Below are 22,032 nucleotides of genomic sequence, written 5' to 3' on the forward strand. Positions count from 1 at the left end.
CCCCGGCTCAGCGGTCGAACCCGGCGACGAACTCCCGCAGCCACGCCCGCAGGTCGGGGCCGAGGTCGTCGCGCTCGACGGCGAGCTGCACGTTGGCCTTGATGTAGTCGAGCCGGTCGCCCGTGTCGTAGCGGCGCCCGCGGAAGACGACGCCGTGGACACCCCCGGCCGCGTCGTCCTCGGCGAGCGTCAGCAGCGCATCCGTCAGCTGGATCTCGCCGCCGCGGCCGGGCTCAGTGCGCTCGAGCACGGGGTAGATCTCGGGCTTGAGCACGTAGCGGCCGACGATCGCGAGGTTGGAGGGCGCGGTGCCGGGCTCCGGCTTCTCGACGAGGCCGCGGACCCGCACGACGTCGTCCTCGTCGGTCGCCTCGACCGTCGCGATGCCGTAGAGGTGCGCGAGCGCCGGGTCGACCTCCATGAGCGCGACGACGGTCGTGTCGCGCTGCTCCTGCACGTCGAGCATGCGCTCGAGCAGCAGGTCGCGGCTGTCGATGATGTCGTCGCCCAGCAGCACCGCGAAGGGGTGAGCGCCCACGTGCGCCTTCGAGCGCAGCACGGCGTGGCCGAGGCCCTTGGGGTCGCCCTGGCGCACGTAGTGCACGTTCGCGAGGTCGGTCGATTCGGCGACGCGCGAGAGCCGGCTCTCGTCGCCCTTCTTCATCAGGATGGCCTCGAGCTCGGTCGCCCGGTCGAAGTGGTTCTCGAGCGCGTTCTTGTTGCGCCCCGTGACGAACAGCACATCCCCCAGGCCCGCGCGCACGGCCTCCTCGACGACGTACTGGATGACGGGCTTGTCGACGACCGGCAGCATCTCCTTCGGGAGCGCCTTGGTCGCGGGGAGGAACCTGGTGCCGAGCCCAGCGGAGGGGACGACGGCCTTGGTGACGGATCTCGGCATGGGCAACAGGCTACTTGTGCCGGGTGCGCACGCGGCGAACGCCGGGCCGTCCGGGCCGCCGCCCGCCGTACGATGGATGCATGCGTGCGCGGGAGTCGAGGGGCCATCGGCGGCGGTTGACCGCGGCGCTCGTCGCGACGGCCATCGCGGGCGCCGCGGTCGTCGCCTACGGCGCGCGCGCCGTCGAGCAGCCGGAGCCGCCGATGCTCGCGGCGAGCGAGGTGCAGGGCGGCGACAGTCCCGCGGGCGGGCACATGGAGTCCGCCGACCCGAAGCCGCAGGGTGAGGCGCCCGTCGCGGTCTTCATCGGCGACTCGTACACCACGGGGCAGAACACGCCGCTCGAGGGCGTGGGCTTCACCGAGCGGCTCGCGGAGCTGCGCGGCTGGGAGCCGGTGAACCTCGCCGTCTCGGGCACCGGCTACGCCAAGTCGCACGACCTCTCGTGGTGCCCGGCGGGCGGATGCGTCGCCTACCCGGGCGTGATCGCCGACGCGCTCGCCGCCGACCCCGACGTCGTCGTCGTCTCGGGCGGCCGCAACGACGCCGGCTTGGACCTCCGCATCGTCGGGCCTGCGATCGATCGCTTCTACCACGACCTGCGCTCGGCGTTCCCGACCGAGGAGATCATCGTGACGTCGCCGATCTGGAGCGACGGCCCGCCGCCGCCCGAGCTGGAACCGATCCAGGAGCGGGTCGAGCGCGCCGCGGCGCGCATCGGTGCGCAGCACGTCGACCTCGGCGGCCTCTTCCGGCACCGGCCGGAGCTCATCACCGACGACGGCATCCACCCGACCGCCGACGGGCTGCTGCTCATGGCCGACCGCATCGACGCGCGGCTCGACGCGCTCGCGGCGGCGGACTGACCCAGCCGACTGACCCGGCGCGCGCCCGCCCGCGTCAGGCGCGGATGAGCGCGAGCACCTCGTCGCGGATCGCCTGCATCGTGGCGTCCTGCTCGGCCTCGGCGTTGAGCCGCAGCAGCGGCTCGGTGTTCGACGGGCGCACCGAGAACCACCACGCGCCGTCGGGCGAGGTGACCGTGAGCCCATCGAGCTCGTCGAGCTCGCCGCGGCCGGCGAAGGCCTCGACGATCCGCGTGTACGCGGCCGGCACGTCGGCGACCGTCGAGTTGATCTCGCCGGAGGCGAAGTAGGGCGTGTAGCGGGCCGCGAGCGAGCTCATGGGCTCGTCGTCGGCGCCGAGCGTCGCGAGCACGTGCATCGCCGCGAGCATGCCGTTGTCGGCGCCCCAGAAGTCGCGGAAGTAGTAGTGCGCCGAGTGCTCGCCGCCGAAGACCGCGCCGGTCTCGGCCATCCGGTCCTTGATGAGCGAGTGGCCCACGCGCGTGCGGACGGGGGTGGCGCCCGCGGCCGCGATCACCTCGGGCACGACGCGGCTCGTGATGAGGTTGTGGATCACCACGACGTCCTGCTCGCCCTCGGCCTGCACGCGGCGGATCTCGCGCTCGGCGACGATCGCGGCGACGGCGGAGGGCGAGACCGCTCCCCCGCGCTCGTCGATCACGAAGCACCGGTCGGCGTCGCCGTCGAAGGCGAGCCCGATGTCGGCGCCGTGCTCGACGACCGCCGCCTGCAGGTCGACGAGGTTCGCCGGGTCGAGCGGGTTGGCCTCGTGGTTGGGGAACGTGCCGTCGAGCTCGAAGTACATCGGCACGATCTCGATCGGCAGCGCCGGCAGCCCCGCGGCCTCGCCGAGCACCGCCGGCACCGTCATCCCGCCCATGCCGTTCGCCGCATCCACGACGACCTTGAGGGGCCGGATGCGCGAGAGGTCGACGAGCGAGCGCAGGTGCGCTGCGTAGTCGGCGAGCACGTCGCGCTCGGTGAGCGTGCCGCGCTCGGCGACCTCGACGAGGCCCTCGTCGAGGTAGCGCTGCGCTCCGTCGCGGATGGTGGCGAGCCCCGTGTCGAGGCTCACGCCGCGCGCGCCGGCGCGCGAGAACTTGATGCCGTTGTAGGCGGCGGGGTTGTGGGATGCGGTGAACATCATCGCGGGAGCGTCGAGCGAGCCCGACGCGAAGTAGGTGCCGTCGGTCGAGCACAGGCCGATGAGCACGACGTCGGCGCCGCGCGCGAGCGCGCCGTCGGCTGCCGCGGCCGCGAGCGCGGGCGACGACGGCCGCATGTCGTGGCCGATCACGATGGGGCTGCCGGTGCCGACCTCGTCGGCGAACGCGGCGCCGAGGGCTCGCACGACCTCCTCGGTCAGCTGGCCGTCGACGAGCCCTCGCACGTCGTACGCCTTCACGATCTCGCTGAGCGCCATGGTTCCTCTATCGCTTGTCGAATCCGGAGCTGGGGACTGGCCGGGGCCCGGGTCGGGCTCCGGCGCTCGCGTCGCCCGGCTGGTGGCGGACGACCCGCCACCCGCTCGGCCCCGCGTGGCGATCGGCGTGCTCCTCGCAGAGGTCGTAGCTGCCCTCGATCGCGCCGCGCCTGCTGGCGGGCTGCAGGGGGCCGACGACGAGGAGCTGCTCCGCGTAGTCGACCGTGACGGTGCGGTCGGCGTACCGGCGGCAGCCGGGCCGCGAGCACACCCTGTCGTCCATCCGATCCAGGGTAGTGCCGCGGCGGCGCGCGGGCGGACGACACGTAGGATGGCGGCATGCCCGCCCGTCCACGATCCCGCGGATCGCGGCACGGCCGCGGCATCCGCTCCTCCGTCGCAGGTCCCGTGCTGCCGTTCCTCTCGTCGCGCGAAACGCGCTTCGAGGACATCGCGGCGGATGCGGCCGACTACGTGACGGCGCTGTGGCCGTCGGAGCTCGGCGACGTGCGCTTCCAGTGGGCCGACATGCCCCCGCGGGCGCTCGCCGGCCGGATCGACGAGGTGCCGGAGTGGGCGGTCGACCCCGAGCGGCGCGTCATCACGATCTTCCGCCTGCCGCTGCAGCGGCTGCCGCGGGTGCACATCGACGACCCCTGGCACCGGCAGATCGCGATCGAGGGCGCCGTCTTCCGCGCCGCGGCGGAGCTCATCGGACGCGACCCGTGGGAGATCGCGCCCGACCGCTGGCGCCACCACTGAGCTGAGCCCGGAGCGCTCACCCTCGCGGTGAGCGCGGAGGGCTCAGGGTCGAGGAGCCCGCGGCCGGCGGGCCGCAGGCGTCGCGAGACCCGCTCCGCACAGGGTTCTCTCGACGTGCCGCGCTCAGTGGAGCACGAGCACGCCCTGGGCGGTCGGCCCCTGCGGGCTCGCGGTGAAGCCGCCGACGTCGCTGCCGCTGCGATAGGCGACGGAGACGACGACGTCGTCGCCCGTCACCTCGACCGCGCGGCCGCCCTCGACGCGCTGCTCGAGCATCCCACCGGCCGGCAGCGCGAGCGCCTCGCCGTCGACCACGACCTCCTGGTCGGCGTCGGCGGCGCTCACGACGTGCACGGTCGCGCCGGGGCCGGGCGGCACGGCGATCGCCGAGGTGCCTGATCGCGGCTGGCCGCCTGCGATCCAGTCGAAGTCGTTGCCCTCGCCGGAGATCGCGACGACGCGCGCCCCCGCGACGACGGGCGAGTCCGCCTCGACCCGGATCGCGAGCGTGCCGACGGGCAGCTCCTCGAGGGGGAAGTCGGTCACCCGGCCGGCCTCCAGCACGCCCTCCGACTCGACGGTCGAGCCGTCGGACGACTCGAACGCGAGCCGCACGGCGCCGCCGGCGGGCGACAGGAGCCGCAGCACGGGCACGGCGTCGTCGTAGTCGGGCTGCGTCTCGAGCCCTGAGGGCTCCGTCACGGCGACGGCCGGCAGCACGGCGCTCGTGAGCGCCGTCACCGGGTCGACGACGTCGAACCCGCCCCGGTCGAGCCCGCGGGTGACCGTCTGCTGCAGGTGCGCGGCGACCGGCGCGCCCGTCGACGACACCCGCACCACCGCATCCGGCACCCCGGGGGCGATGGCGGCGAGGTCGAGCACCTCGACGGTGCCCGGCGCGACCGCGATGCCCGTCGAGCCCACCGTCTCGGTGGGGCCGTCGGGCCCGAACACCGTCACGTCGACGCTCGCGCCGACCGAGGATGCGTTGGCGATCGTGAGCACGGCCTGCCGACCCGTGCGGGTGGATCCGCCGACGAGCCACTGGTCGAGCCGGGTCTCGCTGCACTCGCTCACGGCGTAGCCGCGCACGGCGTCGACGTCGACCGACACGCTCTGGGCCGCCGAGAGGGTCGACGACTCGCCGCGCTGCACGACGCTCTCGCCGCCGTCCACGCCGTCGTCGCCCGGCACGGTCGTCGCGGCGCGCTCCACGTCGCCGCCGAGGCTCCCGACCACGACCTCGGGCTCGGCGACCTGCGCGACGGCTTGCGCGTCGTCCCCGTCGGAGGTGCCGACGCGCAGCGCCGGCCCCGCGCACGCGCGCGACTGCAGCGGCGACGCGGGCTGGACGTGCGTCGAGGGCGGCTCCGCGCGCACGCGCGCGTCCTCGGGCACCGCGCCCGCGCCGAGCACGGCGCCGACGCCGAGCGCGACGGCCGCGACGCCCGCGAGCGCGCGGGCGCTCCAGCGGACGACGTCGCGGCGCTCGACCCCGCGGCGCTCCTCGGCAGCCGCGTTCGCCGCCGCCTCGCGGTCGGTGAGCTCGACGTCGCTCGCGATGTCGCCCTCCGCGGGGGCGCGTTCGGCGGCGTCGGCCTCGAGCGCGAGCTCCTCCGGCGCGGGGCGGTGCGCGCGCGGCGGCTCGCCGTCCTCGATCGGCGAGGGGTCGTCGAACTCCTGCGAGTCGTCGAGCGGGCCCAGGTCCCGATCCGTGCCGGTCATCGCCACTCCCCCGTCTCCTCGAGCCGCCGCGTGCGCACGCGCGCGCCCCGGCGCAGCGACGGCAGGGCGGCGACGACGGCACCGCCGAGCGCGACGAGCTGCCCGAGCAGCAGCCATCCCGCCCAGTCGGGCCGCTCGAGCGGCTGCGCACCGGCGGCGTCGACGCGCTGCCACAGCAGCCCCGCGTTCGTCTGGCCGATCGCCTGGAGGTCGCCGCGCGCGTCGAGCGAGCGCTGGGCGCGGTCGTGCACGCCCGCCGCCCCCTCGCGGCCCTCCTCGAGCAGCACGAAGTGCACGCCGTGCTCGTCGAGCAGGCCGGCGACGTCCGAGTCGCCGCCGGCGGCCATGTCGACCGCCACCTGCGCGAGCGCCGCCTCGGTCGCGCCCGCGTCCTGCCGCACGAGCTCGGAGGTCGAGAAGTCGTCGAGCGCGATGCCGCGGCCGCGCTCGACGTCGACGCGGAGCACGCCCTCCGCGAGCGGCTGCAGCACGACCGTCCCGACCGCGGCGTCGCGCTCCGCGGCCGCGTCCACGAACGCGGGCATGCGACGCTCGGGTGCGGCGATCACGGTCGCGGGTGCCAGGAACGACGTCGCGATGATCGGGAGCGCGGCGACGATCGCGGCGAGGGCGACGAAGCCGCCCGGCACCGCGCCGCGCCGGTCGTCGACCTCGACGGCGACGAGCGCGAGCCCGAGCAGTCCGATGAGCATGAGCGAGGCGCCGCTGCCGGCCCAGACGGTGACAGGCTCGCCCGCGAGGCTCGTGAGCGCGAGGCGCGTCGACGCGATCCCGGTGCTGTAGCCCGCGAGCAGCAGCGCGAGCCACGGCCACGCGAGCGCCGGGCGGAGGACGACGCCCGCGAGGGCCGCGAGCGCGAGCGGCGCGAGCAGGCCGAGCGCGAACCACCCGGCGTCCGCATCCGGTGCGAGCGACGACACCACGCCCTCGAGCGCGGCGAGCGTCGCGTCGGGCGCGAGCAGCGCAACATCGATCGGGTCGGGGACGGCCGACGCCTTGGGCACCCCGGGGTCGGCGAGCGCTGCGAGCGGCACCCCCTCGATCCAGCGCGCGACGACGACCGGACCGAGCAGCGCGGCCGCGGGCACGAGCGCCGCGAGCGGTCGCAGCGGCGATCGCCACCCCGAGCCCATCGCCACGATCGCGAGCAGCAGCATCGCCGGCAGCAGCACCGGTGCGCCCGCGACGACGATCGCGAGCGGGATCGCGGCGGCGCCGGCCGCGCGCCACGAGGTGTGGGCGCGCAGCATGCCGCAGACGGCGAGCGGCAGCGCGAGGTGGGCGAGCAGGGCGCCGAGCCGACCGTCGACGATGGCCGCGAGCAGGATGGGCGAGAGCGCCCACACCGCGGCGGCGACCGCGGGCGCCCAGCGCGACGTCGTCATCCGGCGCACCGCGAAGAACGCGGTGACCGACGCGATCGCGGGCGCGAGGAGGAGCAGCAGCACGACAGCGGTCGACGGCGCCCACGGCGTCACGGTGCCGAGCAGCGCGAGCACGAGGACGAAGGGGTCGGCCGGTCCGACGACCTCGCCGAGCGCGTCGCGCGGGCCGGCGAGCGCGTGCGACCAGAGCTCCGCGAGCGAGCCCGAGAGCGGCAACATCGCGCCGCCCGTCGCCGCCTGGGCGCCGAGCAGCTGCGGCGAGAGCACGATCCCGACGATCACCGCGAGCGCCGTGACCCACAGGCCCGCGCCCTCGACGAATCCGACGCGCTCGTCCGCCGCGAGCCGCATGCGCGACGGGTCGCCCATCGCCCGCTGCCGCGAGCGCACCGATCGCCAGGATGCGCGGAGGGGCCGCAGCGCGCGCCAGCCTGCGCGTCGCGTCGCGGCGATGCGCCGCCTCGCCCGCGCGACGGGCGCGATGCCGACGAGCGCGAGGAGGGTCGCGCGCCACTCCGCGAGCACCGCGGCCGGGCGCTTGGCCAGCAGGTGCAGCAGGCTGCGCATCACCGCGAGCGGCAGCAGCACGAGCCAGTGCAGCACCATCGCGACGGGGTTGGCGTAGACGAGTCGGCGATGCAGCTGCGCGCGGCGGGCGGCGGCGACGCGCTGCGCATCGCTGACCGAGCGGGCCGCGAAGTGCTCGGGGCCGCCCGCGCGCCGCACGCGGGCGCGCGGCTCGACGGCGACGCGGTGCCCGGCGAGCCGCGCGCGCACGCCGAGGTCGAGGCCGGCGTCGATCGACCGCAGCGCCGGGTCGAAGCCCCCGAGCGCGTCGAAGACGTCGCGCCGCACGAGCAGTCCCGACTCGGCGACCCCGAGCCGGTCGCTCTCGTCGTCGTGCTGGCCCTGGTCGAGCTCGCCCTCGTGCAGCAGCAGGCTGCGGCCGAAGGGCGTCATCGTCTGGCCGTACTCGGCGAAGCGATCGGGCTCGTCGGCGCGCATGACCTTCGGGCCGACGACCGCGACGCTCGGGTTGGCGTCGACGTGCGCGAGCAGCGCCTGCAGCGCGCGCGGGTGCGGTCGCGCGTCGTGGGCGAGCAGCCAGAGCCAGTCGCCCTCCTGCGCCGGCGGCAGCGACGCGACGCCCTTGCCGATCAGCTGCCCGTAGGGGAGGCGCTGGGCGGCGAGCACGCCTCGCGCGGTCGACGACTCGAGGATCGCGCGCGTGCCGTCCTTCGACGCGCCGTCGACGGCGATGAGCCGCTCGGGCGCCGCGGTCTGCGCCTCGATCGCCGCGAGGGTCGCCGGCAGGTACGCGGCGCCATTGCTGGCCGCGAGCACGGCGAAGACCCTCGGATGCACCCAGCAAGGCTAGGTGCGGTCCCCACCGCGGACCGCGGTTGCGATCGGTGTGCCGCCGAACGCGATCAGCGGCGGATGCGGCGGGCGATCTCGCGCCCGACCCGGCGCACGCCCCGTGCGAGGCGCTCGGGGGTGATGGCACGGCGCTCGAGCGCCTGGCGCCGCGCGATCTCGCCGGCGATCGCGGTGTGGAACGCCTCGTCGAGCTCGTGCAGGTCGCGCTCGCGCGCGAGCATCGCCCGCACCTCGTCGCGGTCGAAGGGTTCGTCGCGCGCCGGGTCGATCGCCTCGGCCAGCCGCTCGGGCAGGAGCGCGTCGAGGCCCGCGAGCCGCTCGGCGAGCCGGTCGTCGCGCACGAACCCCGCGCCGAAGTCGGCGTCGTCGACGGGTGTGCGGGCGAGGTAGAACGGCAGCAGGATGCCGGCCTTCCAGCGCCGCCAGTCGCGCATCCCGTGGTGGTTGGGGCTCGGGTCGAGCGATGGCGACGCCTCGTAGCCGCGCCCCATGTTCACGGTCTTCCGCTCGAACTGCTCCCACGAGCGCCACGGCACGTGCAGCACCTCGAGCCCGAAGGCGCCCTCGGCGGCGAAGCGCTGCGGCGTCGAGACGAAGTGGTTGCCCTGCGCGACCTCGACGGACGGGTCGGCCACGTGGATCGCGTTCGGCGTCGGCTGCGCCTGCACACCGGCGGCGGCGAGCTGCTCGGGCGAGCGCTCGTCGCGCCAGTGCATGCGCGTCGCGAGACCCGAGCCGCGGCGGGCGGTCGGGCCGACGAGGTTGTGCACCGGCGCCGGGAAGGCGCCGATCGCCGTCGGCGCGGCCGCGAGCGCCTCGGCGACCGTGCCCTCGCGCGCGAGCACGAACTCGTCGGCGTCGCCGTTGATCACCCAGTCGGCGCCGTGCTCGGTCGCGGCCTGCCGCGCCATGCGCGTGACGACCTCGGCCTGCTGCTTGCGGTGCTCCGGATCGTCGAAGACGGTGACGGGAGCGATGCGCGCGTACTCGGCGAGGATCTCGCGCGTGCCGTCGACGGAGGCGTTGTCGGTGACGAGGATGCGGTCGATGCCCTCGGCGAGGTGGTGCTCGATGGTCGCTGCGATGACGTCCGCCTCATCGCGGACCATCATCGTCAGGACGACCCTCACGGTCGTCCGCACTCAGGCGAGCTTGCGCAGCTTGCGCCGCTCGCGCTCGGAGAGCCCGCCCCAGATGCCGAAGCGCTCGTCGTTCTCGAGCGCATACTCGAGGCACTGCTGCCGCACGTCGCACGTCTCGCAGATGCGCTTGGCGTCGCGCGTGGAGCCGCCCTTCTCCGGGAAGAACGCCTCCGGGTCGGTCTCGGCGCAGAGCGCGTCGGCCTGCCATGCCAGCGGGTGGTCGTCCGCGTCGTTGCGGACGCCCGGCACTCCGAGCATGACGGGGTCGACGAACCAGTCGCCGGGCACACCGCGTCGCAGCGAGCCCTCCTCGATGCCTCGCGCTGCTGTCGTGCTGCGCTGCACTCCCTCTCGCATGGCTCCCCCGGTTTCTGCGGGACCCCGGCCGGGCCCGCGTTCCACCAATTACACCGGTGTAGTTCGCCTCGCGTCAAGTCGAGGATCATAGGAGTGTCGCGGCATCCTAGCCCGCAGCGACGTCCGGCGTGTCGCGCTCGAGGGCCACCCAAGCCTCGCCCGAGTCGACCACCCACGCCGCGCCGCTGTCGATCCATGCGCCCTCGCCCGACGCGAGCTCGCGGCGCTCCCCGTCGACCTCGACGCGCGCGGGCTGCACCGCGAGCACGAGCGCGCGACCCTCGGCGACGCGGTGCTCGCCGTGCACCCGACGCAGCTCGAACGGCGCGGCGGGCCGGTAGGCGATGGCACCGTCGAGCTCGACCGCGGGCAGCCGGGGGTCGGCCAGCGGCGTCGGGTCGACGACCGCGAGCAGCTCGGCGACATCGACGTGCTTGGGCGTGAGCCCGCCGCGCAGCACGTTGTCGCTCGGGCCCATGAGCTCGATGCCGAGCCCCTCGAGGTACGCGTGCAGGTTGCCGGCGGGCAGGTAGAGGGCCTCGCCGGGCGCGAGCGAGAGCCGGTTGAGCAGGAGCGCGACGAGGATGCCGGGGTCACCGGGGTGCGTCGCCGCGAGCCGCGCGACGGTGTCGGCCTCGACCGGCAGCTCGCCCGCGACCGCGAGCGCGGCGGCCGGCGCGGCCGCGACGGCGGGCGCCACCTCGGGCGCTCCCGAGAGCAGCCATGCGAGCGCGTCGCCCGAGCGCGCGTGCGCGACGACGGGCACGATCCGCGCGTCGGCGCGCGCGAGCGCCTCGAGCACGCGCACGGCCTCGCCCGTTGGCCGGAAGCCGCTCAGCGCCTCGAACGGCGTGACGGCGACGATCAGCTCGGGCTTGGGGAACGGATCGCGGTAGTTGCGGTGCGGCGCGTCGCGGTCGACGCCCGCCGCGTCCTCGCGCGCGAATCCCGCTCGCGCGCGAGCCGCATCCGGGTGCGCCTGCAGCGAGAGCGGCTCGGCCGCCGCGAGCACCTTGAGCAGCATCGCGGGCTCTCGCCCGCCGTGCGCGGCGATCGCCTGCCCGAGCTCGCGCCCCGCGTGCGCGCCCGCCGTCACCCGCGCGGGGCAGCCCGGGTGCGCGCCGAGCCACAGCTCGGCCTCGGGGCCGCCGGAGGGGGTGCGGCCGAGGTACTCGGCGAGCAGCGACGGGCTGCCCCACGCATAGGCCCTCGGCTCGTTGGCGATCGGCACAAACACGCCGCGGTCTCCTTCCGGCAGATTGGCACGAGCGTACCAACGGCCCGGCCGCTCCCCGCCCGCCGCCCGTAGCCTGGGCGCACCGCGGCGATGCCCGCCGCCCACCGAGACAGAACCGAGGACCGATGACGTTCACGCCGCTCACGAGCGACTTCTACGGCTTCGCCGCCGACCTGAGCGAGGCCGAGCAGGCCTCGCTCGCCGAGATCCGCGCCTTCATGGATGACGAGGTGCGGCCGGTGATCGACGAGCACTGGCACGCCGACGCGTTCCCGATGCAGCTCATCCCCGGCATCGCGGCGCTGGGCGTGGTCGGGCCGGGGTGGGCCGAGAGCGCCCGGTTCGAGAACTCGGCGGTCTACCGCGGCTGGGTCGCCCTCGAGATGAGCCGCATCGACGCATCCGTCTCGACCTTCGTCGGCGTGCAGAACGGCTTGGTCGCGGGCTCGATCGGCGTGTGCGGGAGCGCCGAGCAGCGCGCCGAGTGGCTGCCGAGGCTCGCCGACTGCTCGGTCGTGGGCGCGTTCGGCCTCACGGAGCCGCTCTCGGGCTCCGACGCCGCCCAGGGCCTGCGGACGACCGCGCGCCGCGACGGCGACGAGTGGGTCATCGACGGCGCCAAGCGCTGGATCGGCAACGCGACCCACGCGGATGTCGTGGTCGTCTGGGCGAAGGACACCGAGGACGGCCAGGTCAAGGGCTTCATCGTGCCCACGGACAGCCCCGGGTTCACCGCCACGAAGATCGAGCGCAAGATCTCGCTCCGCATGGTGCAGAACGCCGACATCGTGCTCGACGGCGTGCGCGTGCCCGAGTCGATGCGCCTGCAGGGGGCTGCGAGCTTCCGCGACACCGCGCGCGTGCTGCGGCTCACCCGCGCCGAGGTCGCGTGGAGCGCCGTCGGCGTCATGATCGGCGCGTACGAGGCGGCGGTGCGCTACACGACCGAGCGGGAGCAGTTCGGCAAGCCGCTCGCCGGCCACCAGCTCGTGCAGGACCTGCTGGCGAAGTCGCTCGGCCACATCACCGCGTCGATCGCGCTGTGCGTGCAGGTGTCGCGGATGCTCGACGAGGGCCGGCAGGAGGACGCGCACTCGGCGCTCGCGAAGGCCTATGCGACGACGCGGATGCGCGAGGTCGTCTCGTGGTGCCGCGAGGTCTGCGGCGGCAACGGCATCGTCACGGACTACGACGTCGCGCGCTTCTTCGCCGACGCGGAGGCGCTCTACACCTACGAGGGCACGGCGCAGATGAATGCGCTGATCGTCGGACGGGCGATCAGCGGGACGTCGGCGTTCGCCTGAGCGCCGACCCGGCGCCCGGGACGGGCACCGGCGCTGGGGTCGCGGCGGAGGCCCGAACGGGCCTCCGCCCTCAGCTCCACCGCGCGTAGCCGGGCGATCAGCGGAAGGTCGGCGTTCGCCTGACGCCGAGCAGCTCGGCGAAGCGGCGGGCGGCGCGCCCGACCGCCCAGCCCGTGACGCTCGTGAGCGCCTCGCGCACGATGCCGGGCGTCATCTTCGAGGTGCCGAGCTCGCGCTCGCGGAAGAGGATCGGCACCTCCTCGACGACCGCGCCCGCCTCCTGCGCGCGGCGCGTCATGTCGATCTGGAAGCAGTAGCCCTGGCTGCGCACCTCGGCGAGCGGGATGCGTCGCAGCAGCTCGGCCGTGTACGCGCGGCACCCTGCCGTCATGTCGTGCACGGGCGAGCCGAGCATGACCTTGGCGTAGAGGTTGCCGGCGCGCGAGATGAGCTGCCGCTGCCACGGCCAGTCGGCGATGCCCCCGCCGGGCACCCAGCGTGAGCCGATGACGAGGTCGGCGCCCGCCTCGAGGCGCGCCAGCATGCGCGGCACCGCGTCGGCGGGGTGCGACCCGTCCGCGTCGAACTCGACCACCGCATCCGCCCCGCGCTCGAGCGCGACGCGCATGCCGTGCAGATAGGCGGCGCCGAGTCCCTCCTTGCGGGCGCGGTGGAGCACCGTCACGCGCGCGTCGGCAGCCGCCATCGCGTCGGCGAGCGCGCCCGTGCCGTCGGGGCTCGCGTCGTCGATCACGAGCACCTCGACCCCGGGCGCCGCGCTCAGCAGGCGGTCCATCGTCACCGGCAGCGCCTCGAGCTCGTTGTAGGTGGGCACCAGGACGACGACGCGCATGTGGCTCCCGATTCGTGGACGACGGCGGCGAGCAATCCTCGCACACGCGGGCGCCGCTGGGCTGACGGCGCGGGGTGCCGGCCGACGGAAGCGTGGCACGATAGTCCGGTGCCCGGGCAGACCAGGAGGACGATCCTCGCGACGTGGATCGTCGCCAACGCCGCATGCGGCGACGCGGTGCGCAACGTCATCGGCTACCCCGCGTGGGCCGGCCTGGTCGTCGCGACCTTCGTCTGGGTCGCGATCGAGCTCGTGCTGCTGCGCGTGCGGCTCCAGCGGATGCCCGTCACGGTCGTCGCGTTCGCCGTCCTCGCGGTCGTGTCGTCGATCTGGGCGATCTCGCCCCTGTGGTCGCTCGTGGGCTCGCTCGTGCTGCTCGGCACCATCGCGAGCGCCGTGCTCATCGCCTCGCTCCCGTACCGCACCATCCTCGACCTGACGCACTGGACGATGCAGGGGCTCATCATCGCCTCGCTGCTGTTCGAGGCCTTCGTCGCCCTCGTGCTGCGGAAGCCCCTCTTCCCGCTGTGGGCCGACTATCCGCCCGACGTCAGCGGCGAGCTGCACTGGTCGAGCGGGCTGCTGTTCGAAGGCGGCCGCGTGCAGGGCGTCATGGGCAACGCCAACCTGCTCGGCATGGTCGCGCTCATCGCGCTCGTCATCGCGGGCTGCCGCGCCGCCGCCGGCCTCGACCGCTGGTGGCCGGTGTGGGTCGCGCTCCCGGTCGTCGCGCAGCTCGTCACGCGCAGCGCCACGGTGCTCTTCGCCGTCGGGATGGTCGCGGTGCTCGCGTTCCTCGTCGTGTCATGGGTGCGGTGGCGCGGCGCGACCTTCTACCGCATCTTCGGCATCTCGATCGCGGTCGGGCTGGTGTGCGTCGGCCTCATCCTCGCCCACTGGGAGTCGGTGACCGAGTTCCTCGGCCGCGACGCCGACATGACGGGACGCTTCGACATCTGGGGACGCGTGATCGACCTCGGCCTCACGAGTCCTGTCGTCGGCGTCGGCTACCTCGGCTACTGGCTGCCGTGGGTGCCGCCGTTCGACTCGCTCGGCGAGATGCACGGCATGGTCTACCTGCAGGCGCACAACGTGTGGCTCGACGTCTTCATGCAGCTCGGCATCGTCGGCGTGCTCGTGTGGGCGGCGCTGCAGTACCGCGCGGCCTCGAACACGCTCGGCGCGCTCTACCGCTCCCCCGTCGGCGAGCGCGCGCTCAACACCATCCCGCTGCTGCTGTGGGTCGCGCTGCTCGTGCAGGGCCTCGCCGAGTCGCGGCCGTGGATCGAGTTCGGCATGATGCTGCTCGTCATCTTCGTGATCGGCCCGCTGCGTCGGCAGATCGCGCCGCAGGCACCACGCACGGAGGCCATCCCAGCGATCCGCTGAGATGGCCTCCGTGGTGCCCGATGCCGGTCAGCGCACCGGCAGCAGCTGCAGCACCGTGGCGTCGACCCGGTGGATGTGCTGGCCGGCGGCCGCAGCGCGCTCCGCCGCGGTGTCGACGAGGTTGCGCGTGCCGTTCGTGACGTACCAGACGCGCCCCTGCGGGTCCTCGATCCACCGCGACATCCAGCCGGAGACGGGGATCTTGGAGAACAGCGTGGCAGAGATCGACGTGAAGTGCTGGGTGCCGAACTGCTGCGCGTCCTGCCAGGGGAAGCGCACGAGGCGCCCGTCGATGAGCGCGTAGCGCACGCCGTCGCGCTCCACGAGCGTCGTCGTGATCGACCCCGCCGACGGGAAGGTCGCGATCACCGCGTCGGAGACGGTGACCGACATGGGCGACTGCAGCTCGGCGACGACGGTCGCGTTGGTCCGCAGGAGGCGGTGGTCGTCGACGATGTACAGCTGACCGCTGCTCTGCGAGCGCACCACGGTGCCCGAGTAGTAGTACGGCCGCAGCGGCGTGCCTGCGGGCCGCGCGTGCAGGGCGTAGCCCGAGATGCGCGACTGGCCGATGGTCCCGAACCCGTGGTAGCGCAGCGTCCGCTGCGAGTCGATCGCCCGCCGCGTGCCGTTCTCGATGAGGTACAGGCTGCCGTCGTTGTCGATCGCGATGCGGTCGATCGTGCTCCCCCGCGGGATCTGGGCGCAGATGTCGGCCGGCAGCTGCTCGTGCGTCAGGCGCCACGCCTGGCGCGCGGTCGCGTTCGCATACGGCCGCAGCTGGCCCCACGACGCGATGCCGTCGACGCCGCAGCGGATGCCGTAGTCGGCGTCGAGGGTCATGCTCACGGCCGGCAGGCCGGCGCGCACCGAGGGCGTGATCGCGGTCGGCGTGCTGTCGAGGCCGAGCTGGTTCAGGACGCGGGCATCCGAGACCCGCACGGTCGTCGACCGCGAGGTCAGCAGCAGCTCGCCCGACTCGGTGTCGCGCAGCAGGGTGCCCGGGCTGTAGCTCGAGCGCTCCGGGATCCAGTCGAGGTAGCCCTCCACGCCGCGGTGGATCGTCGACGGCACCGTCGCGGCGGCCGCCGAGCGATCGGTCGCCGTGACGGGCTCGCGCATGCCATCGCGCATGAGCCACACCGTCGACGAGCCGAGCTCGGCCTGGTAGTGCTGGCCGAACGCGCGCCCGGCGGACGGGATGCCGCGCACGTTCGCCTGCGTGAGCGGGCTGAAGAAGCTGGTCCCGCCGAACTCCGCCATCCGCACCTCGAGGAGGCCGCGGTTCGTCACGACGTAGCCCTGCGTGCCGACCGCGATGCGGTTGGGGAGGTCGATGGAGGAGGCGCGCGCCGCGTTCATCGAGAGCCAGGTCACCTTGCCGAAGTCGGCGAACGCGTCGAGCTCCATCTGGGCGGGGTCGATCCACACGAGACCGCTCCCGGTGCGCATGACGGCCTGGGTGCCGCTGTAGTTCTGCGCGCCGTAGCCCTCGGCGAGGAACGGGATGCCCATGCCGAACTCGTCGAGCGCGCCGGGCGACATCCACGAGTTCGCGTACGACATCCCCCGGGCACCGATGTTGGCGGTGTCGCCGATCGGGTGGCGGCGACCGTCGGCCATGTACCACCACTCGCCCTTCCAGCCGACGATGTTGCGCAGCTGGCCGCCGTCGCGCAGCGCCGCGTGGATCTCCGCGGAGGCGCCGATGCCGTAGCTGCACGTGCGGCCCCACTGGCCCACCTGCTTGCAGTCGGCGAAGCGGAAGGCCTTGCCGTCGTCGACGAAGTAGTTGCCGCCGGACCCGTCGCGGAGCCAGCGGGTGACCGCCTGCCCCTTCGTGTAGGACGCGAGCGCGCCGTTCGAGACCACCTGGGTCGCGCCGAGCGAGCGCTGGTACTCGTTGAGGATGGTGCCGTTCGGGAACGGGTGGATCCAGGTGCCGTTGACGAGGTAGGTGGTGGACGAGCCCTGCTCGCGCACGATGAGGCGGTTGACCTCGCCGGCGGGGTTGCCGAACCAGTCGGTCCACATGCGCCAGAAGTTGCGGTTGCCGTAGGCCGAGCAGCTGTCACCCGTGCCGTACAGGTTCGTCAGCGCCGCCGCGTTGGGCTGGTACGGCGTGTAGTTGTAGAGGCCGGCCGTCGCCTGGTTGGCGATGTAGACCGTGCTCGAGCCGCACGCCGCATTCGGGTGGAACAGCACGCGGTTCTGCTGGCCGGCGCGGTGGTTGTAGCTCTCGGGGTGCTTCGCGTAGCGCTGGAACTGCCGGGCCGCGTAGTACACCTGGTAGAAGAAGCTGCCGAAGCTCGAGTCGCACGGCGCCGTATCGGGGCACGCGAAGCCGGTCGCGCGGTCGTAGCGGATCTGCGTGGGCCGCGTGAGGCTCACGAGGCTCTGCTCCTTCTGGAGCAGCACGAGCAGCACGCGCGGGCTCACGTCGCATGCCTGCGCGACGCGCGTGATGATGGATGCGGCGGTGTCGTTGTCGCGGGCCGGCATCGCGGCACAGTAGGCGTTCGAAGGCATCGACGGCGCGTTCTGCCGGTAGTCCTTGAGGCACGTGTAGCCCGTCTCGCACTGACGCACCTGCGCGTTCAGGAACGACTGCACCTCGGAGGCCGACATCGCGTCGCCATCGAAGAAGTTCTGGTCGCTGATGATGTTGCCCGGGTTGAAGTCGGCGGCGGTGGCCGCCTCGGCTTCGGTGGCGGGCGTCGCGACGAGGAATCCGGCTGCCAGCACGACCGCGAGTGCGGCGGCGAGGCTACGGCGGAGGAAGCGCATGGGACGGCATCCAATGATCGGTGCAGGAGAGGGGACAACAGCAAAGGTAGCGAACCTTCGACCCTACGTCGAAGGTAAAGTTCCGTCCGCGCGTCGCGCGCGGGGCCCGCGGGAGGCTCCTTGCGGGGGCCCGCGCTATCCTGCGAAGTGGCCCGCCGGGCGGACGAGGAGGTCGAGGTGTCGAACTTCCTCGTCGTGCGCGTCGAGCGCGGCCGCGCGGAGGCCGTCGAGGCGTGGGTCGCCGACTGGGCGGACCCCCAGGACGTCGCCGTCGTCCCGCTCGACGACGGCGCCCGGGTCGTCGTGGTGAGCCGAGACGTCGAGCGCTCCGTGCGACGGGAGCAGGGCACGTTCTTCCGCGGCTTCGCGGTGGACGCCGAGCGCTCGCTGCTCGCGGTCGGCGTCGACGGCTGGCTCGCCGCACCGGAGGGGACGCGCGACGACGCGTGGTCGCTCGGCGGCACGTTCGCGGCGGCGCGCTGGCGGGCGAGCGCGGTCGAGGTGCGCCGCGACCTCTGGGGCAACCAGTCGCTGCTGCGCTCCGCGGGCGAGGGGTGGTCGGCCGCGTGCGACTCCATGCTCGTGCTGCGCCGGCTCCGCGACGCGATGGGCGAGCGCTCGAGCGCAGACGAGCTCGAGCTGCTCGCGCGGACCGCCCTCACGGGGATCGCGCAGACAGCGTTCGGCTCCGGCACGAGCCTTCGCGAGGTGGCGTTCTGCCCTTCGGGCACGGCGGTGCTGCTCGACGCGCGCGGCGCGCATGCGATCGAGCGCCCCGTGACCGCGCTGCTGGGCGGCCCGACCACCGACTACCGCTCGACGATGCGCGCCGCCGCTCGCGGGATCGCGGGCGAGGTGGCCGCGGTGCTCGGCCTCGAGGGCAGCACGCCGCGGCTGCGCATCTCCGGTGGCCAGGACTCGCGCGTCGTGCTCGCCGCGGTGCTCGCGCTCGAGGGCGCGCGTCGACCCGAGCTCGTCGTGCAGGACCAGGCGGAGGTGCACCGCGGGGACGCGCGCGTCGCGCAGTCGCTCGCGGATCGCTTTGGCATGGCGCTGCGGACCATCGCACCCGACGACGTCGACTACACGGGGCAGCTCGAGCTGTGGCTCGCGACGCTCGCGGGGACCTACGACGGCTTCGGCATCGACGCCGACACCGACGTCGACGGGGTGTTCGGCATCAGCGGCATCGGTGCCGAGACGTACAAGGGCAACTTCGGGTGGCGCTCGTGGTGGCAGCTGCGCGACGATCTCGACCTCCCCCTGCAGCTCGAGCTCGCCTTCGTCGAGCAGACCGACCGCGCGCTCGCGGCGGTCGGCGTGCGGGCCGAGGCCGACGACGCCACCGAGAGCCACTACCTGGCGCATCGAGCCGGCGTGCACTGCGGCGCGGGCTACGTCGGCCTCTCGCCACTCACCTCCAACCCGCTGCAGCGCGCCGACCTCGTGCGGCTCGGCCGCGCGGCGTGGAGCGACGACCCTGCGCTGCCCGGCGACCCGCGACCGCGCATCGGCCATCCGCTCATGGTCGCCGACCTCGCCGCGCTCCTCTCCCCCGAGGCGGCGTCGCACGCGTACGAGCGCGACGTGGGCGTCGACCGCGACGTCGTCGAGCAGCGCCTGGGCGTGCTCGGCGGCCCGGTCGCGGTCGACGACGCGGCGTTCGACGTCATCGGCTCCCCCGCCGACGTGCCGCTCGGGCCGAGCTCGCTCGCGATGCGCCTCGCCGCCGCGGAGGCGCCCGGCGCGTTCACGATCGACAGCGCCGAGTCGCTCGGGCGACGCGGCCTCGACCGGCTCGCGGCGGAGCCCGTGCGCGACCGCTACCTCGAGGTGCTCGAGAACGCGCGCTGGCGCACGGGAGAGCGCGGCCTGCCGCTCATGTTCGCCGGTCAGTCGCCGGCGCGGTTCGCCTCGCTCGCGCTGCTGGGCTGAATCCGCCCCGCGGCGCTCCTCGCGCCCGTGATCGCGCGCGCGACGACGCGCTGCAGGCGCGGATCGAGGCGCCGCGCGACGGCGCGCGCCGCGCGGCGCGGCGCCGCAGGGAAGGCGTGCAGCTTCACCTCGTAGCGCTCCCCGACGCGGCCGTGCACCGCGACGCGGTCGGCGCGCGACGACGTCTCGGAGAAGGGCTGCGCCGACCAGCGCAGGCGCGACAGGAACGCCGCCTCCGGGCCCGCCGCATCGTCGCCCGCCGCGATCTGGAGGCGCCAGACGCCGTCTGCGAGCGCGCCGGGGCCGATCGCGAACGACCACGAGCCCTCGCCCTCGACGTCGCTGATCTCGATCTGGCCGAGCGCGTGCACGGGACCACCCGCATCCGGCTCTGCGAGCACGGTCAGCCGAGCGCCGGCGAGGGCGACCGGCGCCTCGCCCTCGACCTGCACGCCGCCGCCGAGGCGCCGCGCCGTGCGCGCGACCACGCCACCGCCGCCCACAGCGCTCAGCCGCTCGAGCACGCCGTGGCGGCCGGCGAGGCTCGCCTCCACCACGACGCCCATGCGCGGGTCGCGGCGCGGGCCGTTCTCGGGCGCGCGCGACGCGATGCTCGCGACGGCCGCAGCTGCGGAGGCGGCGTCGCGGGCGCGCGACTGCACCTCGGCGAGCGCGACCCGGGCGGATGCGAGGGCGAGCACGCTGTGCAGCGCGGGGTCGGCATCGGCCGCGTCGAGCGCGTCGGAGGCGGCGACGAGGCGCTCGAGGCCCCCGATGGCCCGGGCGGCGTCGAGCAGGTTGTGCTCGGCGTGCGCGGCCTTCGCGCCGCGCAGGTCGCCGCTGGCGATGAGCGAGAACACGATGGCCCGCTCCATCGGGAGGGTCGCGAGCGCATCCGGCGAGAGCCCGCCGAGGAGCGCGCGCATGCGGTCGGCGATCGCGGCCTCGTCCTCGGGGGACGACTCCGTGAGCGCCTCGAGCACGCGCGTGACGAGCACCCAGCCGTCCGACTGCACGATCATGCGCGTGTACTCGTCGAGGAGCCTCGCGTCGCCCGTGCCCCGCACGAGGTCGAGGCACAGGCACTCCTGCGTGAGGTAGCTGCGCAGCCCGCGCAGCTGGCCGGCCTTCGCCGTCATCGACGTGCCGCCCGGGCGGTCGCGGTAGAGGTAGACGCGGTCGCGCACGATGTCGATCGTGCGGGCGCGCACGTAGGCCGTGACGACCGGCACGATGTCGTTCGACCGCGGCACGTCGGGGAACCGGATGCCCTCGTCGCGGAACCAGCTCGCGCGATAGAGCTTGTTCCAGCACGCGCGGCCGCGGATGATCGAGGGCTCGCCGACGAGGTCGACCGCCTCTCGGTCCTCCTTGAAGACGCTCCACGAGCGCGTCGGATCCCATGTCTTCGACGCCGAGAACTTCAGGAAGCGCCCCAGGACCAGGTCGCTCCCGCTGCGGTCCCCCGCCTCCGTGAGCGCGCGGTAGGCGCCCTCGGGCACGAGGTCGTCGCCGTCGGCGAACGCGAGGTACTCGCCGCGGGCGAGATCGACGCCGAGGTTGCGCGCGCTGCCACCGCCTGCCACGGCGCCGGCGACGACGCGGATGCGGCGGTCGCGGCGCGCGGCCGCGCGGGCGAGCGCGACCGTGTCGTCCGACGAGCGGTCGTCGACGACGATGACCTCGAGGTCGTCGAGCTCCTGGGTCATCAGTGAGTCGAGGCACTCGTCGACCCAGGTCGCGACGTTGGCGGTCGGCACGACGACCGAGACGCGCGGCGTGCGCCACAGCTCGGCCGGGAAGGCGGCCCGCAGCGCCTCGGCGTCGAACGCCGCCGGCGCGAGCGGCTCGTCCTGCATCGCCTCGGCGACGGATGCGGCGAGGGCCGTCCGTCCACGCCCGGTCGCGAACGCGTGATCGTCGAGGTGGGCGCGGAGCGTGCCGGCATCGCGCACCAGGCGCACCGGCACCCCGAGCCCGTCGGCGATGGCGAGGACGTCGGCGGACGACGTCACGATCGACGCGCAGCCGGCGAGCGCCTCGGCGCTGCGCCAGGGATCCTCCTCGAGCACGATCCGCCGCGCGCCCTCGACCGCCTCGATCTCCGCGTCGTCGACGTCGGCGACGACGCCGATCCCCGCTGCGGCGCCGCGATCCCCGACGCGCTCGGGGAACAGGTCGCCGAGCAGCAGCAGCGGGTCGCCCACGACACCGAGCGACGCGTCGCCGCCCGCCTCGCGGATCGCCCGATCGGCCATCGGACCCGCGGCGCCGCGGTGGTCGACGCCGTCGACGGCGACCAGGCGCCGCTCGAGCGCATCGCCGAGGCCACCGCCCCAGACGACGTCTCCCGGGCGGGCGTGGGGCAGCGTGCGCGGGCCGACGAGCAGCCGGCCCGGATAGCCGGGAGCGACGGAGCCACCCGCCGGTGCGAGCGCGCGCACGATCTCCGCGCGCAGCATCGCGGCGACGCGCCGCGGCGCATCGGCGCTGCCGGTACGATCGTCACGCACATCGACCAGGATCCTGACGCCGGCGATCGATTCGCTGGTGGCTCCATCGCGC

16 protein-coding genes are annotated in these 22,032 nt (G+C 74.4%); 5 read left to right on the top strand and 11 right to left on the bottom strand.

Annotation, left to right across the window (positions count from 1 at the left end; genetic code table 11):
- Positions 1–7: 7 nt before the first annotated feature.
- Positions 8–901, bottom strand: coding sequence for a UTP--glucose-1-phosphate uridylyltransferase GalU (galU, locus tag BLT67_RS04215; RefSeq protein ID WP_092665859.1), 894 nt, complete (start codon positions 899–901; stop codon positions 8–10).
- Positions 902–981: 80 nt separating this feature from the next.
- Here galU and BLT67_RS04220 point away from each other — a divergent pair, with 80 nt between their 5' ends.
- On the top strand, positions 982–1,767 hold the full coding sequence (locus BLT67_RS04220) for an SGNH/GDSL hydrolase family protein (RefSeq protein WP_092665860.1): 786 nt from the start codon (positions 982–984) through the stop codon (positions 1,765–1,767).
- A 34-nt stretch (positions 1,768–1,801) separates the two neighbouring features.
- Here BLT67_RS04220 and BLT67_RS04225 read toward each other — a convergent pair whose 3' ends face one another.
- Together BLT67_RS04225 and BLT67_RS04230 are read right to left on the bottom strand one after the other, a co-directional pair.
- On the bottom strand, positions 1,802–3,190 hold the full coding sequence (locus tag BLT67_RS04225; RefSeq protein WP_092665861.1) for a phosphomannomutase/phosphoglucomutase: 1,389 nt from the start codon (positions 3,188–3,190) through the stop codon (positions 1,802–1,804).
- 7 nt (positions 3,191–3,197) lie between these two features.
- A complete protein-coding gene (locus tag BLT67_RS04230; RefSeq protein ID WP_092665862.1) occupies positions 3,198–3,473 on the bottom strand; it encodes a DUF3499 family protein in 276 nt (91 codons plus the stop codon).
- A 56-nt stretch (positions 3,474–3,529) separates the two neighbouring features.
- Between BLT67_RS04230 and BLT67_RS04235 the strand changes: the two genes are divergently transcribed.
- Entirely contained in the window at positions 3,530–3,952 is a 423-nt protein-coding gene (locus BLT67_RS04235; protein ID WP_092665863.1) for a hypothetical protein, read from the top strand.
- Positions 3,953–4,075: 123 nt separating this feature from the next.
- Here the strand turns inward: BLT67_RS04235 and BLT67_RS04240 are convergent, their stop codons facing one another.
- From BLT67_RS04240 to manA, 5 genes are all read right to left on the bottom strand, one after another.
- A complete protein-coding gene (locus BLT67_RS04240) occupies positions 4,076–5,677 on the bottom strand; it encodes a DUF5719 family protein (RefSeq protein ID WP_157674160.1) in 1,602 nt (533 codons plus the stop codon).
- Positions 5,674–8,448: a glycosyltransferase family 2 protein gene (locus BLT67_RS04245; protein ID WP_092665865.1), complete on the bottom strand. Its 2,775-nt coding sequence runs from the start codon at positions 8,446–8,448 to the stop codon at positions 5,674–5,676. Before BLT67_RS04245 ends, BLT67_RS04240 begins: the two co-directional genes overlap by 4 nt.
- A 65-nt stretch (positions 8,449–8,513) precedes the next feature.
- Complete coding sequence (locus tag BLT67_RS04250) at positions 8,514–9,575, bottom strand: glycosyltransferase family 2 protein (protein ID WP_092665866.1); 1,062 nt, start codon at positions 9,573–9,575, stop codon at positions 8,514–8,516.
- Positions 9,576–9,605: 30 nt separating this feature from the next.
- Positions 9,606–9,863 carry a WhiB family transcriptional regulator gene (locus tag BLT67_RS04255; RefSeq protein ID WP_172802039.1) on the bottom strand — a complete coding sequence of 86 codons (258 nt, stop codon included), beginning with the start codon at positions 9,861–9,863 and terminating at the stop codon, positions 9,606–9,608.
- A 205-nt stretch (positions 9,864–10,068) separates the two neighbouring features.
- The gene (gene manA, locus BLT67_RS04260; protein ID WP_231945582.1) at positions 10,069–11,199 is read right to left on the bottom strand and encodes a mannose-6-phosphate isomerase, class I; all 1,131 of its coding nucleotides are present in this window, start codon (positions 11,197–11,199) and stop codon (positions 10,069–10,071) included.
- A 125-nt stretch (positions 11,200–11,324) separates the two neighbouring features.
- Between manA and BLT67_RS04265 the strand changes: the two genes are divergently transcribed.
- Entirely contained in the window at positions 11,325–12,503 is a 1,179-nt protein-coding gene (locus tag BLT67_RS04265) for an acyl-CoA dehydrogenase family protein (protein ID WP_092665868.1), read from the top strand.
- A gap of 97 nt (positions 12,504–12,600) precedes the next feature.
- Here BLT67_RS04265 and BLT67_RS04270 read toward each other — a convergent pair whose 3' ends face one another.
- A complete protein-coding gene (locus BLT67_RS04270) occupies positions 12,601–13,356 on the bottom strand; it encodes a polyprenol monophosphomannose synthase (RefSeq protein WP_092665869.1) in 756 nt (251 codons plus the stop codon).
- Positions 13,357–13,464: 108 nt separating this feature from the next.
- Between BLT67_RS04270 and BLT67_RS04275 the strand changes: the two genes are divergently transcribed.
- Complete coding sequence (locus BLT67_RS04275) at positions 13,465–14,745, top strand: O-antigen ligase family protein (protein WP_092665870.1); 1,281 nt, start codon at positions 13,465–13,467, stop codon at positions 14,743–14,745.
- A gap of 27 nt (positions 14,746–14,772) precedes the next feature.
- Here BLT67_RS04275 and BLT67_RS04280 read toward each other — a convergent pair whose 3' ends face one another.
- Positions 14,773–17,532 carry a hypothetical protein gene (locus BLT67_RS04280; protein ID WP_092665871.1) on the bottom strand — a complete coding sequence of 920 codons (2,760 nt, stop codon included), beginning with the start codon at positions 17,530–17,532 and terminating at the stop codon, positions 14,773–14,775.
- A 147-nt stretch (positions 17,533–17,679) separates the two neighbouring features.
- On the opposite strand from BLT67_RS04280, the gene BLT67_RS04285 reads away from it, so the two are divergent.
- On the top strand, positions 17,680–19,467 hold the full coding sequence (locus BLT67_RS04285) for a hypothetical protein (protein WP_092665872.1): 1,788 nt from the start codon (positions 17,680–17,682) through the stop codon (positions 19,465–19,467).
- Here BLT67_RS04285 and BLT67_RS04290 read toward each other — a convergent pair.
- Positions 19,425–21,980 carry a glycosyltransferase family 2 protein gene (locus BLT67_RS04290; RefSeq protein ID WP_157674162.1) on the bottom strand — a complete coding sequence of 852 codons (2,556 nt, stop codon included), beginning with the start codon at positions 21,978–21,980 and terminating at the stop codon, positions 19,425–19,427. The two genes, BLT67_RS04285 and BLT67_RS04290, sit on opposite strands and share 43 nt — an antisense overlap.
- Positions 21,981–22,032: the final 52 nt, after the last annotated feature.

The sequence above is a fragment of the Agrococcus carbonis genome (assembly GCF_900104705.1).
GTDB classification, from domain to species: domain Bacteria; phylum Actinomycetota; class Actinomycetes; order Actinomycetales; family Microbacteriaceae; genus Agrococcus; species Agrococcus carbonis.